The organism is Tenacibaculum sp. UWU-22, from assembly GCF_041021355.1.
Taxonomy (GTDB): domain Bacteria; phylum Bacteroidota; class Bacteroidia; order Flavobacteriales; family Flavobacteriaceae; genus Polaribacter.
In genome coordinates this window covers 408,822-421,493 of sequence record NZ_JBFNGP010000001.1, presented here as the reverse complement: position 1 = coordinate 421,493, position 12,672 = coordinate 408,822, and the positions used below count along the sequence as shown (strand labels likewise).

Genomic DNA, 12,672 nt, shown 5'->3' with positions numbered 1-12,672 from the left:
GTTATTAAAATCTAAAGTGCGAGAATGCTTTATTAGCTTCTGCCATTTTGTGAGTGTCTACTTTTTTCTTAACAGCGGCTCCTTCTTCTTTAGAGGCAGCTAATACTTCTGCAGCTAAACGTTGTGCCATTGTTTTTTCATTACGCTTACGCGCATAAGAAATCATCCATTTAATTGCCATAGATATTTTTCTATCTGGGCGAATTTGCATAGGGATTTGGAATGTTGCTCCACCAACACGACGAGAACGTACCTCTACGTGTGGCATAACATTAGATAAACCATCTTTCCAAATTTCTAAAGACGATTTTTCTTCGTCTGTTTTCTTTTGTTCTACAATATCCATTGCATCGTAAAACACTTTGAACGCTACTGACTTTTTACCGTCCCACATTAAGTTGTTTACAAAACGTGTTACCAATTGGTCATTAAACCTTGGATCTGGTAAAAGTTCTCTTTTTTTCGCTCTCCTTTTTCTCATGTTTCTACATTAAAAAAGTTAATAAATTAATTTAGTTATTCGTTAATAGTTACTGTTGGTTAATTTATTGTTTTTACAATTCTTAACTTTATTAGTTAACTAGTAACTCTTAACTCCTTGTTACTTTTTAGGGCGTTTAGCACCGTATTTTGATCTACGTTGCGTTCTTCCTTCAACTCCTGCAGTATCTAAAGCTCCACGTACTACATGGTACTTTACACCTGGTAAGTCTTTTACCCTTCCACCTCTAACTAATACTATCGAGTGCTCTTGTAAGTTGTGGCCTTCACCAGGGATGTACGCGTTTATTTCGTTACCATTAGTTAACCTAACACGCGCAACTTTACGCATTGCTGAATTAGGTTTTTTTGGTGTAGTGGTATACACACGCGTACAAACGCCTCGTCTTTGTGGACAACTAGTTAAAGCAGCCGATTTACTCTTCTTAGTTATTTTGGTTCTTCCTTTACGAACTAATTGTTGAATAGTTGGCATACTAAATTGTTGCTATTTTTCGTTTGTACTAAAATTTTACTCTTTATTTAAGAGTGCGCAAATGTACGACTATTTTCTAATTATTCAAATATCAGTGACTTATTTTTAATTTGAGTTCAAAATAGTTATAAAATATATGTTACAGGCACCTTATATTTAAGATAATTTGTAACTTCGTATTTATGGAATTATTTTTTGTAGGTCTTATCATCGGTTCGATTGTTTCGTATTTTATTTTACTTCGTTTTTCAGTTAAGTCTAAGCGAAGTTTAACCGAAAAGCAGTCGGTAATATTATTGGATAAGGTAAAAAAGGTGTCTAAATTAATTACTGTTCAAGGCGAATTTTCAGAAATCTATCATCATGAAAACAAGCAAGAAAAGTGGTTGGGGATGTTTACTAGTAAAAAGAAAGCTCTTATTTTAATTAATGCAAAAGCTCATATAGGGTTTGATTTCAGAAAGATAAAAATGGAGGCAGATAGTAAAAAAAAGAAAATTATTTTGTCAGAGTTTCCTCAGCCCGAAGTGCTTTCGCTTGAACCTGATTTGCGTTTTTATGATTTACAAAATGGGTTGTTAAATAAATTTGATTCTGCCGACCTAACAGCATTAAATAAAGAGGCAAAAGAGTATATTTTGCAAAAAATACCAGATAGTAATTTAATGCAAACTGCCCGTAAAGAAGCTGTTGAGGCAATAGTTTTAATGCAGAATTTGGTAGAAACTATTGGTTGGACACTTGACTATTCGGCTTTAGAGTTACCTGATGCGTCGAATAAATTACTGGAAAAATAACGGTATGCATATTGATGAACTTAGAGAGTATTGCATTCAAAAGAAAGGTGTTACAGAGCATTTTCCGTTTGATCAGGTTACTTTAGTTTTTAAAGTTATGGGAAAAATGTTTGTATTGGTTGGGTTAGAAAAATGGGAGCAAGGAGAAACAACGGTAAATTTAAAGTGTAATCCAGATTGGGCAATAGAACTACGAGAAAACTATCAAAGTATAAAACCAGGATACCATATGAATAAGAAGCATTGGAATACGATTGTTTTAAATTCAAATGACATAAATGATGCTTTCGCATTTGAATTAATAGATCATTCATACGATTTAGTGGTAAGCGGGTTAACTCAAAAAGACAAAGAAGCTTTTAAAAAACTTTAAATGAATAAAGAAATACTTAGAGAGCTGTATAAGCAAAAACGAAAAGAATTGTCTGACGTAGAAATTGAAGTTTTTCAAGAACAAATTTACAAACAGGTTTTTGAGCTCGATTTTTCTGCAATTAAGACGGTGCATATTTTTTTATCTATGAAAAAGTATAAAGAGGTAGATACAAATCCAATAATTGATTTTTTATTACAACAAAATATAAATATTGTTACTAGTAGGTGTAATTTTGATACGGATACTTTGTCGCATTTTTTATTTGATCGAAATACGCAATTACAATTAAATAAATTTGGGGTTCCAGAACCTATAAATACTCCTCAGGTTGATGAAAAAGAGATTGATTTAGTTTTTGTTCCGTTACTGATTTCTGACAAAGAAAAGTATCGAGTAGGGTATGGAAAAGGTTTTTACGATCGATTTTTAAGTGCGTGTAGAGATGATGTAAAAAAAATAGGCTTAAATTTTTTTAAGCCTATTGTAAAAATTGATGGTATTCATCAGTATGATGTTGCTTTAGATAAAGTGCTTTATCCAAAGTAAAACATGTTAAGCATTTAAAGGTTTTCCGTCCCAAGCTGATTTTGCAGCTTCTTTTACGGCTTCAGAATAGGTGGGGTGTCCGTGACAGATTCGAGCTAAATCTTCAGCAGAAGCTCTATACTCCATAGCTACGGCAGTTTCCATAATTAAGTCAGCAACACGTGCGCCAACCATGTGAACTCCGAGTATTTCATCGGTATTTTTATCGGCTAATATTTTTACAAAACCGTCTAAATCGCCACTGGCACGCGAACGTCCTAATGCACGCATTGAAAATTTACCAACTTTATAATCTATTTTAGTGTCTTTTAATTCGTCTTCTGTTTTTCCAACAGCAGCAACCTCTGGCCAAGTATAAATAATACCAGGAATTAAATTATAATCAATATGTGGTTTTTGTCCTGCTAAATATTCGGCAACCACAACACCTTCTTCTTCAGCTTTATGAGCTAACATAGCTCCTCTAACCACATCGCCAATTGCATAAATGTTAGTAATATTGGTTTGTAAATGGTTGTTTACTTCTACCATACCTCTTTCAGTAACTTTTACGCCTGCTTTTTCTAAAGCTAGTCCTTCGGTGTATGGGTGTCGACCTACAGCAACTAAACAGTAGTCTCCTGTAAAAACAACTTCTTCACCTTTTTTATTGTTAGCTTTTACAATTACTTCGTTTTCAATTCTTTCAACAGAGGTAACACCGTGGCTTGTATTAATTTTCATGCCTTGTTTCTTTAAAACTTTTGTTAGTTCTTTAGAAACATCTTTATCCATAGTAGGTGTAATTGTTGGAGCATATTCAATAACGGTTACCTCTGCGCCTAAACGCTTGTAAACAGAACCTAATTCTAAACCAATAACACCACCGCCAATTACTAGTAAATGTTTGGGTACTTCAGAAAGTTTTAAAGCCTCGGTTGAAGTTATAACGCGCTCTTTGTCGATTTTAATAAAAGGTAAACTTGAAGGTTTAGAGCCTGTAGCAATAATAATGTTGGTGCCTTCGATAATTTCAGAGGTATTATTACTTTTAGTGATTTTTATATGAGTAGTATCTTCAAAAGAACCTAAGCCTTCATATACGTCAATTTTGTTTTTGTCCATTAAAAATTTAACGCCTCCTGTAGTTGCTTCTACAACGCTAGCTTTACGGGCTATCATTTTTTTAAAGTCAAACGAAGGTTTCGAAACTGAAATTCCGTGTTCATCAAAATGATGTACAGCATCGTAATAATGGTGTGATGAATCTAATAAAGCTTTAGAAGGGATGCATCCTACATTTAAGCAAGTTCCGCCTAAGGTTTTATATTTTTCAATAATAGCAACTTTAGAACCTAATTGAGCAGCTCTAATAGCAGCAATATATCCTCCAGGACCAGAACCAATGACGATTAAATCGTATTTCATAAGTTTTGTTTTTTCATAAATAACGCTCACAAAAGTACAATTATTTGTTGATAAAATTAATTTTCATATCTTTAAATCTAAGATGTATATTTGTAAGCATGGTGCAAATAAAGTAGTTTTGTTTTAGTGTCATTAAAAAAATACTTACCTTAAATTATTTATATGAAAAATTTTAAAAGAGTTACTGGGATTTTAATATTAGTATTGATAATTGCGCAGTTTTTTCATCCTAAAAAAAATGAAGGAGATATGTCTTCAATTGAATCGTTTATTACAGAAACAAACGCTCCTGATGCAGTGCATACAATTTTAAAAAAAGCTTGTTTTGATTGCCATAGCAATAAAACGAGGTATCCGTGGTATAATAACATAACGCCTGTTAATTTTGTTATAGCAAATCATGTAAACGAAGGAAAAGAAGAATTAAATTTTTCTGATTGGGTTACTTATTCTTCGAAAAGAAAAGCACATAAAATAGAAAAAATTAGAGAAGAAGTAGAAAAAAGAAAAATGCCTTTAAGTTCATATACACTAATACATACAGATGCTCGCTTAACTGAGCAAGAAGTACAGCAAATTGTTGATTGGACAAAAAGTGTGGAAAATAATTACAAAAATTAGACAGAAAATTAATGCAGAAGTTATTAGTTATTGGCTGTGTTTGGTTAGAAAAAACGACTGGAGCTGGTAACCGAATGTTGCAATTAATCGATGTTTTTAAGCAGTATAATTATACTGTTACTTTTGTAACAACAGCTCAAAAAACCGAAAACTCATTAAACTTGATTGAGTTAGAAATTCAGGAGAGGTTAATTGAGTTGAATTCGGCTTCTTTTGACTCTTTTGTTAAAGAGTTGCAACCTAACATCGTGTTGTTTGATCGTTTTATAACTGAAGAACAATTTGGTTGGCGTGTTGCTGAAAATTGCCCAAACTCTTTACGGATTTTAGATACAGAAGACCTCCATTTTTTACGTAAAATACGTCACCAGCAACTTAAAAAACAAGAATCATTATCTAATAAAGTTTTGCTAAAATCAAATGAGGCAAAGCGAGAAATAGCTGCTATTTTACGTTGTGATATGAGTTTAATTATCTCAACTTATGAAATGCAATTGTTAAACAGTGTTTTTAAGATTGACAGTGCTTTGCTGTATCAAATGCCTTTTTTACTTGATAAAATCAACAAAAAAGTAATTGAAAGCTGGAAGCCATTTGAAGAACGCCAACATTTTGTGTTTGTGGGTAATTTTTTACATAAGCCAAATGTAGATGCTGTTCTGCAATTAAAATTAATTTGGAAGCAAATTAAAAAGCAGTTGCCTAAAGTTAAACTTTATGTTTACGGAGCGTATGCTACACAATCGATAAAACAATTACACAATTCTAAAGAAGGGTTTATTATAAAAGGTTTTGTTAATGATGCTTTAGAAGTGGTTGAAAATGCTAGAGTTGTATTAGCACCAATACGTTTTGGAGCGGGAATTAAAGGTAAGTTAACCGAAGCAATGGTTTGTGGTACGCCTAGTGTTGTAACTTCTATAGGAGCAGAAGGTATGTGTGAAAATTTACCTTGGAATGGGTTTGTTGAAGATGATTTTACTGTATTTGCAAATAAGGCTGTTGAGCTGTATTCTTATAAAACCATATGGAAAGAAGCTCAACAAAAAGGCGTGCAACTTGTTAATCAGTTATATGATAGGGAAAAATTAATACCTGCTTTTATGAGTAGAGTTGATGAGATTCAAAAAAGCATAGAGAAGCACCGTATTCAAAATTTTTTAGGAGGTTTGCTACAATATCAAACTTTACAGGCTACTAAGTATATGAGTAAGTGGATTGAGGCTAAAAATAGCGTGTCTAAATAGTTTAATAATAATTAGGTAGAATGTGTGTTTCTTTTTATGTTACTTAAACTGTACACCTGCTTTTACATACGGTTTTAGTAGGGGGTCGGTAGGCTCTAAGTTAGTAATAGCTAAGTCGATATCTTTTAAATTACAAACTTCAAAATTAAGTCGAATATTTAACTTGTTAGCGGTAGACATATATATGGTGTGTTCAGCGGTGTTTATCATGGCTTTTTTAACTAAAGAAACCTCATAGCCTTCGTCGGTTATTCCTTGTTCTAAGCTAAAGCCACTAACCCCAATAAAACATAAATTAGCGGTTATGTTTGATAAAAATTGAACTACGTCGATGCCTGTAGTAACCATAGAATTTCGATGAATTCTTCCGCCAATAAAAATAGTTTCTACCAAGGGGTGTTCAGTTAATTGCATAGCAATTGGTAGACTATAAGTATAAACTGTAATTTTAATATTTTTTGGTAATAATTTGGCTAGTATTAAGTTAGTTGTACCACCACTCATAATAATAACCATTCCTTCTTTAATAAACGAAATCGCTTTTTTAGCAATTTGTATTTTTTCTTCTCTATAATAGATGATGTCTTCGTTGTAGTGGTATAGTTTCTGAATAGTAGAAATTGCACCACCATGTACTTTGGTTAAAAGTCCTTGTTTGTCTAGCTCTTTAATGTCTCTTCGTATGGTATCTTCAGATACGTCTAGTTTTTTCGATAAGTAGCTAGAACTAACTTTTCTGTTGATGCTAACTTCGTCTATAATTTTTTTTTGTCTTTCCTTTTTTTTCATCTAAAAAAATTTGCTCAAAGGTACTGCTTTTTAATAAACCTTAAAGCTTGTTTTATGGTTATAGTGTACATGGGGTTCTTGAAATAAAAATATTGAAAAAAAATTAAAACAGCAAAAAAAATGCAAAATTCTGCATTTATTTTTTATATATTAGCCTTTACTAATTTAAATTTTACACGTATGAAAAAAAATAATAAAATACACTGTAGGCTTTGGTCTAGAGAATTTAAAATTATTATTGGTTTGTTTAGCATGTTAATAAGTTTACATTCTCAAGCGCAAAGTAATTATGTGTTACGAGGTAATGTTCTAGACAATCTTCATGAACCTGCTGTTGGTGTAGCTGTTCAAATAAAAAACACTTCAATTGGGGTTGCAACTGATTTTCAGGGTAATTATGAGTTAAAAGCTAGTTTAAAACCAGGTAATTATACTCTCGTTTTTAGGTCACTTGGTTTGGCAAATAAAGAGGTTAGTGTGGTTTTAGGTAATCAGTTAGAGGTTAAGAATGATGTTCAGATGACTGCAGATATTTTAGGGTTAGATGAAGTTGTGGTTACAGGAACAGGAGCATTAACGGCAAAAAAACAACTAGGAAATACCATTGCAAGTATTACTGGTTCAGAAGTTGCAGAGTCTGGATCGGTAGATGTTACAGGAGGTCTTTCTGGAAAGTTAGCCGGTATTCAAGTGTCTCAAAATTCTGGAGATCCTGCTGCAGGTATTAGTGTTCGATTAAGAAGTGCTAGTACGGTTAATGGTAGTTCAGATCCTTTATATATAATAGATGGAGTAATTGTTAATAACAATTCTACGGATGTTTTAAATTCGGTAAGTGTTGTACAAAATCGTTTGTCAGACATTAGTCCTCAAGATATTGATAGAATAGAGGTGATAAAAGGAGCAGCGGCGGCAGCAATATATGGGTCTAGAGCTAGTAATGGAGTTGTTCAGATTTTCACAAAAAAAGGGCAATCAGGAGAGCCTGTGATAACGATTTCTACGAGTACAAATTTTAATAGTTTACGTAAAAAACGCGCATTCAACCAAGAACCGTATGATTGGGCGTCAACTGATGTAACGGTGTTAGATAAAGTGCCAGCCAAGCGATATGACTATCAAGATATGGTTTTTCAACAGTCAACAGGAACAGATAGTTATATTTCTATGTCAGGAGGAAAAGAAGGATCTGATTACTTTACTTCAGTTTCGTATTTAAAAAACAATGGAATACTAAAAAGTACAAATTACGAAAGGTTAGGAGGTAGAATTAGATTAAATCAAAAAATTAATAATTGGTTGTCAGCCTCATTTGGAGCGTATTTTTCTACGAGTGATAGTAAAGATCAGCCAAATGGAGGTTATGAGGCGGGGGTGTTACCAACTATTTTATTTACTAATAACACTATAGATCCTAATCCTGATAGTGATGGTAACTATCCGAAAATGACATTTTATCCTAATATTCTTGAGTACATTAATACATTTGATTTCCGTCAAAAAAATAACAGAACGATTAGTGATTTACAATTAAAGATAAATCCTTTAGAGGGTTTAAAGGTAAATTATGTTTTAGGATATGATAACTCAGAATCTAATGGTACTTCTTATATTCCTATAGGAACTACAACAATAACACAAGGAAAAGCAAGTACTAAAACTATTAGTACAAAACTGTTTAATAGTGATTTAAATGCGTCGTATAATGCAGCTATAAATCAAAATATAAAATCAACAACAACAACAGGTTTTACTTGGCAATTTGACACTACTATGTTGCAGGCTATTTCGGCTTCTGGGTTGGCGTTAGGAGTGAAAACTACTGATGGTGCAGCTTCAATTTCAACTGATGAAAGTAGAAGTAAAAGAGCTTTTTGGGGTGGTTTTTTACAGCAAACTTTTGGTTTTAGCGATAAGCTTTTTTTAACAGGGGCGATTCGATTAGATGGAGCTTCGGTATTTGGAGAAAATGAAAGAAATCAGTTTTATCCAAAGGCTAGTATGTCGTACCTTATTTCAGAAGAAAACTTTTGGCAAAAAACTTTTGGGTCTGCGGTTAATAGTTTTAAAGTTAGAGCTGCTTGGGGGCAAGCAGGAAATTTAACAGCAATTGGTCCGTTTGACAGATTGTCTAATTATGCCGCTACAAGTATAGATGGAAACTCGGGTTTAATTGCGCCAACTAGACTAGGAAATGCAGATTTGAAACCCGAAAGACAAACCGAGATAGAGTTGGGTGTTGATATAGGGTTAATTAACAACAGAGTTGGTTTAGAGTTAACCTATTATAAACAAGATATTCAAGATTTATTATTAGCAAGAACCTTGTCACCTTCAACAGGCTTTGGTTCAAGAGTTGAAAATATAGGAACAATGACCAATAGAGGTTTTGAGGCGACAATTAATGCGGCTGCAATACAACAAAACGATTTTAAATGGACTATAGTAGGTACTTTTTCTACCAACAAAAATGAAGTAAATAATATTGAAGGAGAACAATTTGGTATTGGAAATTTTGGTTTTTCAGTTGCTAAAAACGGACAGCCGTTAGGAGTGTTTTATCAAGGCTTTTATGCTAGAAATTCAGATGGTAGTTTGTTGCTAACCCCTGCGGGATTACCACAAAGAGAAAAAGGAACTTATGATGCTAATGGTAATCCTGTGCCGCAAAGAGATAGTTCGGGGCAGCCTACGGGTTCAAACTTAAGTAAGGTTATTGGAGATCCTAACCCTGATTTTATAGCTTCATTAACAAACGAATTTGAATATAAAAATTTTTCGTTTAAAATACAGTTTGATGCTGTTGAGGGTTCAGATATTTTGAGTTGGGATACCAGAATGTTTTATCGCTTTGGAGGTGGTCCGCAAACTGCAAGTGAATTGAGAGGTGATGCTGTTAGAGGAACAGGGGCTGCTAAATTTGGTATTGCTGAATCGTATATTGAAGACGGTTCGTATGTTAAACTTCGTGAAGTATCTGCAGGTTATTTGTTAAGAAGCCCTCTTAAAGGAGTTGATAAAATAAAATTTACATTGTCAGGACGTAATTTATTGTCGATTGATAACTACTCGGGTTATGACCCAGAAGTAAATATGGACGGGCAAAGTAATGGTGCTAGAGGTGGTGTTATGGGATTAGTGCCTATACCAAGAGTAATTAAATTTGGTGTCACTGCTACTTTTTAAATGTTTAACATAAAAATATTACATGATGAAAAATATAAAAAATTATATAATAATTGCTAGTGTTTTATTTATTACAAATGGCTTATTTACCGCTTGTGAAACTGATTTTGAAAATCCAAATAACCCAACAGAAGATGTTGTATTAGGAACAAAAGAAGGGCTTTATGCATTAGCTACAGGGATTCGCCAATACTATTCGGTATATGCTTTAAGACAAGTAATAGAAGCACCTGGTATAACTACTCGTGAGTTAGGGGTAACTAATACGTTTTTAAATATTAATGAGTTGGCTAAAGGTGGGGCTGAATTACCAGCAGAAAGTGGAGGAATTACAAATCCTTGGGTAAATATTTTACGAGCAAAAGGAATGGCAGAATCACTAATAGAAGGAGCAAATGGTATTGAATTGTCTGCAGGAACCAAAAGTGGTTTAGTAGCGTATGGCAACTTATTTAAAGCGATGTGTTTGGGTTCATTAATTGAAATGTTTGAGCAAGCCCCTATTGATAATTCGGCTGATGGAGCAGCGCAATTTAGTGATAAGGCTACTGTGTTGGCAAAATGTATAGAGTTATTAGAAAATGCACGTGATATGTTGTCGGCTACACCTGTATCTAATGATTTTAAATCTGCTGTTCTTTGGTCAGATTTTAGTTTAGAAAAAACAGTTAACGCATTTTTAGCTAGATATCAATTAATGGCAACTAACTATACTGAAGCAGTTACGGCGGCTGATGCCGTATTAAATAGTACTGATACTACTAACTCTATGTGGGTGTACGATGCTAATAACCAAAACCCTATTTGGAATAGAACTGTAAATTCATCAGATTTAAATCCGCAAAAAAACTTTGGATTATTAGGTGCATACCTGCCTGAAACAGGTGATCAACGTATTGATTTTTACCTAGGCGCTGATGCTGGTAATGCTAATGCTGATGCTGGTGGACAAGCACTTAGTGAAATGTTAGGTTTTTTTGCTACAAGTACTACATCTATTCCGATTTATCTTCCAGGAGAAATGATGTTGATAAAAGCAGAAGCTTATGCCAGACAAGATGATTTTGTAAATGCAGTAATTCAAATTAACAAAGTAAGACAAAAAAATGATGATCCTCTTGGGGTAAATGCTAACCTTCCTGCGTGGACAGGAGATGTAACCAGCAAAGAAGATATTTTAGAAGAAATCTATAAAAATAGATGTATAGAATTATTTTTAACAGGTTTAAGATTTGAAGATAGTAAACGATTTCATCCTAATTTTGTCGTACCTTCTGCTGCAAATACTACAAATGAACGAAATAGAAACTATTATCCTTATCCATCAATAGAAAGAGAAAATAATCCTAATACGCCTGCAGATCCATCTATTTAAAAAAAATAATAAAAATAAAAGAGGTGTCTAAAAGTTGTTGTTGCAAAAAATAAGAATAAGGCAATTTGTATTTTTAGACACCTTTTATAATTTATAATATTGTAATTATGAAAGTACTAACAGGGTTAGATGTTTTAGTAAATGATAAAGCACTCCAAAAATCATTTAAAGGAAATGTGGCATTGTTGTGTCATAATGCTTCTGTGGATGCTAAATTTACGCATGCGGCACTTAAATTTAAAGAAATATTTGGTAATCGATTTATAAAATTATTTGGGCCACAACATGGTTTTGCTACCGATGTACAAGATAATATGATTGAAACAGATCATAGTATTCATCCGTATTTTAAAATTCCAGTATATTCTTTGTATTCTGAAACTCGGATTCCAACTGATGAAATGTTGGAGGGTATTGATCATTTATTTGTTGATTTGCAAGATGTGGGTTGTAGAATTTATACCTATATATACACGCTTACATTAATGTTAGAGAAATGTAGTAATAAAGAAATTGAAGTTTGCGTGCTTGATCGTCCCAACCCTATAAACGGAATTGATGTAGAAGGAAATGTTCTAGACCTCAAATATAGGTCGTTTGTTGGGCGACACCCAATGCCTTTTCGGCATGCAATGACGATGGGAGAGGTTGGTTTAATGCATCAAAAATTTTGGGCAAAAGAACAGGCTAATTATAGGGTAATAAAGATGGAGCATTGGAGCCGAAATATGTATTTTAGTGATACAAAATTACCTTGGTTATTACCGTCTCCAAATTTACCTCGTGCTGAAAGCACATTAACTTTTCCGGCAACAGTGTTATTTGAGGGTACTTTGTTGAGTGAAGGTAGAGGAACAACTCAGTCGTTAGAAATAGTTGGTCATTCTAAAATAGAGCCTTTTTCGTTTTATGAAAATCATTTAAAATCAGTTGTGCAAAAATCAAAACTAAAAGGGTTTGTTCTAAGGCCTGTAACTTTTCTTCCAACTTTTCAAAAACAAGCAAATAAAGTGTGTGGTGGTGTTCAGGTGCATATCACTAATAGAGCTGAGTATAGACCATGGCGATTAGGACAATTATTATTGCGTGAGTTTTACCATTATTTAGGAAAAGATTTTGAATGGAAAAAACCGCCTTATGAATACAATTACACTCAACATCCTATAGATATTATTAACGGTACAGATAAATTGAGGTTTTGGGTAGAAAATAATGACGCTCTTGATGTGTTAGATTCTTTTGAAGATTTAAAGAATTATAATTTGCAGCTCAGAGAAATAAAAATATATTAGTTTTTTTAAGTTAACCAGATATTAATAATTAACCTGCTGAAAAAAATAAATTAAAGTTTA

12 protein-coding genes are annotated in these 12,672 nt (G+C 33.1%); 8 read left to right on the top strand and 4 right to left on the bottom strand.

Features of this window, described 5'->3' with window-relative positions:
• Nucleotides 1-4 precede the first annotated feature (4 nt).
• Nucleotides 5-481: a 30S ribosomal protein S7 gene (gene rpsG, locus AB2B44_RS01865; protein ID WP_369047853.1), complete on the bottom strand. Its 477-nt coding sequence runs from the start codon at nucleotides 479-481 to the stop codon at nucleotides 5-7.
• Between the two features lie 120 nt (nucleotides 482-601).
• A complete protein-coding gene (rpsL, locus tag AB2B44_RS01860) occupies nucleotides 602-976 on the bottom strand; it encodes a 30S ribosomal protein S12 (protein ID WP_369047852.1) in 375 nt (124 codons plus the stop codon).
• 182 nt (nucleotides 977-1,158) lie between these two features.
• On the opposite strand from rpsL, the gene AB2B44_RS01855 reads away from it, so the two are divergent.
• Genes AB2B44_RS01855 through AB2B44_RS01845 form a run of 3 tightly spaced genes read left to right on the top strand, consistent with a single transcriptional unit; the run spans nucleotide 1,159 to nucleotide 2,695 of the window.
• On the top strand, nucleotides 1,159-1,773 hold the full coding sequence (locus AB2B44_RS01855; protein WP_369047851.1) for a DUF4230 domain-containing protein: 615 nt from the start codon (nucleotides 1,159-1,161) through the stop codon (nucleotides 1,771-1,773).
• Nucleotides 1,774-1,777: 4 nt separating this feature from the next.
• Complete coding sequence (locus AB2B44_RS01850; RefSeq protein ID WP_369048513.1) at nucleotides 1,778-2,146, top strand: MmcQ/YjbR family DNA-binding protein; 369 nt, start codon at nucleotides 1,778-1,780, stop codon at nucleotides 2,144-2,146.
• Nucleotides 2,147-2,695 carry a 5-formyltetrahydrofolate cyclo-ligase gene (locus tag AB2B44_RS01845; RefSeq protein WP_369047850.1) on the top strand — a complete coding sequence of 183 codons (549 nt, stop codon included), beginning with the start codon at nucleotides 2,147-2,149 and terminating at the stop codon, nucleotides 2,693-2,695. It begins immediately after the preceding gene.
• A gap of 6 nt (nucleotides 2,696-2,701) precedes the next feature.
• Here AB2B44_RS01845 and lpdA read toward each other — a convergent pair whose 3' ends face one another.
• On the bottom strand, nucleotides 2,702-4,102 hold the full coding sequence (gene lpdA, locus AB2B44_RS01840) for a dihydrolipoyl dehydrogenase (RefSeq protein WP_369047849.1): 1,401 nt from the start codon (nucleotides 4,100-4,102) through the stop codon (nucleotides 2,702-2,704).
• A gap of 162 nt (nucleotides 4,103-4,264) precedes the next feature.
• On the opposite strand from lpdA, the gene AB2B44_RS01835 reads away from it, so the two are divergent.
• Both AB2B44_RS01835 and AB2B44_RS01830 read left to right on the top strand, forming a co-directional pair.
• Nucleotides 4,265-4,723, top strand: coding sequence for a heme-binding domain-containing protein (locus AB2B44_RS01835; RefSeq protein WP_369047848.1), 459 nt, complete (start codon nucleotides 4,265-4,267; stop codon nucleotides 4,721-4,723).
• Between the two features lie 11 nt (nucleotides 4,724-4,734).
• Nucleotides 4,735-5,970, top strand: a complete 1,236-nt coding sequence (locus AB2B44_RS01830; RefSeq protein ID WP_369047847.1) for a glycosyltransferase family 4 protein — start codon at nucleotides 4,735-4,737, stop codon at nucleotides 5,968-5,970.
• Nucleotides 5,971-6,009: 39 nt separating this feature from the next.
• Here AB2B44_RS01830 and AB2B44_RS01825 read toward each other — a convergent pair whose 3' ends face one another.
• Nucleotides 6,010-6,759 (bottom strand): DeoR/GlpR family DNA-binding transcription regulator, encoded by a 750-nt coding sequence (locus AB2B44_RS01825; RefSeq protein WP_369047846.1) that lies wholly within the window; start codon nucleotides 6,757-6,759, stop codon nucleotides 6,010-6,012.
• Nucleotides 6,760-6,939: 180 nt separating this feature from the next.
• On the opposite strand from AB2B44_RS01825, the gene AB2B44_RS01820 reads away from it, so the two are divergent.
• The 3 genes from AB2B44_RS01820 (at nucleotide 6,940) to AB2B44_RS01810 (ending at nucleotide 12,612) form a co-directional block, all read left to right on the top strand.
• The gene (locus tag AB2B44_RS01820) at nucleotides 6,940-9,945 is read left to right on the top strand and encodes a SusC/RagA family TonB-linked outer membrane protein (RefSeq protein WP_369047845.1); all 3,006 of its coding nucleotides are present in this window, start codon (nucleotides 6,940-6,942) and stop codon (nucleotides 9,943-9,945) included.
• A 22-nt stretch (nucleotides 9,946-9,967) separates the two neighbouring features.
• The gene (locus AB2B44_RS01815; RefSeq protein ID WP_369047844.1) at nucleotides 9,968-11,320 is read left to right on the top strand and encodes a RagB/SusD family nutrient uptake outer membrane protein; all 1,353 of its coding nucleotides are present in this window, start codon (nucleotides 9,968-9,970) and stop codon (nucleotides 11,318-11,320) included.
• Nucleotides 11,321-11,427: 107 nt separating this feature from the next.
• Entirely contained in the window at nucleotides 11,428-12,612 is a 1,185-nt protein-coding gene (locus AB2B44_RS01810; RefSeq protein ID WP_369047843.1) for an exo-beta-N-acetylmuramidase NamZ domain-containing protein, read from the top strand.
• Nucleotides 12,613-12,672 lie beyond the last annotated feature (60 nt).

Excerpts from the sequence above, each read along its gene's own strand:
- rpsG (WP_369047853.1), bottom strand. The coding sequence starts at position 481 with ATGAGAAAAAGGAGAGCGAAAAAAAGAGAACTTTTACCAGATCCAAGG.
- rpsL (WP_369047852.1), bottom strand. The coding sequence starts at position 976 with ATGCCAACTATTCAACAATTAGTTCGTAAAGGAAGAACCAAAATAACT.
- AB2B44_RS01855 (WP_369047851.1), top strand. The coding sequence starts at position 1,159 with ATGGAATTATTTTTTGTAGGTCTTATCATCGGTTCGATTGTTTCGTAT.
- AB2B44_RS01850 (WP_369048513.1), top strand. The coding sequence starts at position 1,778 with ATGCATATTGATGAACTTAGAGAGTATTGCATTCAAAAGAAAGGTGTT.
- AB2B44_RS01845 (WP_369047850.1), top strand. The coding sequence starts at position 2,147 with ATGAATAAAGAAATACTTAGAGAGCTGTATAAGCAAAAACGAAAAGAA.
- lpdA (WP_369047849.1), bottom strand. The coding sequence starts at position 4,102 with ATGAAATACGATTTAATCGTCATTGGTTCTGGTCCTGGAGGATATATT.
- AB2B44_RS01835 (WP_369047848.1), top strand. The coding sequence starts at position 4,265 with ATGAAAAATTTTAAAAGAGTTACTGGGATTTTAATATTAGTATTGATA.
- AB2B44_RS01830 (WP_369047847.1), top strand. The coding sequence starts at position 4,735 with ATGCAGAAGTTATTAGTTATTGGCTGTGTTTGGTTAGAAAAAACGACT.
- AB2B44_RS01825 (WP_369047846.1), bottom strand. The coding sequence starts at position 6,759 with ATGAAAAAAAAGGAAAGACAAAAAAAAATTATAGACGAAGTTAGCATC.
- AB2B44_RS01820 (WP_369047845.1), top strand. The coding sequence starts at position 6,940 with ATGAAAAAAAATAATAAAATACACTGTAGGCTTTGGTCTAGAGAATTT.
- AB2B44_RS01815 (WP_369047844.1), top strand. The coding sequence starts at position 9,968 with ATGATGAAAAATATAAAAAATTATATAATAATTGCTAGTGTTTTATTT.
- AB2B44_RS01810 (WP_369047843.1), top strand. The coding sequence starts at position 11,428 with ATGAAAGTACTAACAGGGTTAGATGTTTTAGTAAATGATAAAGCACTC.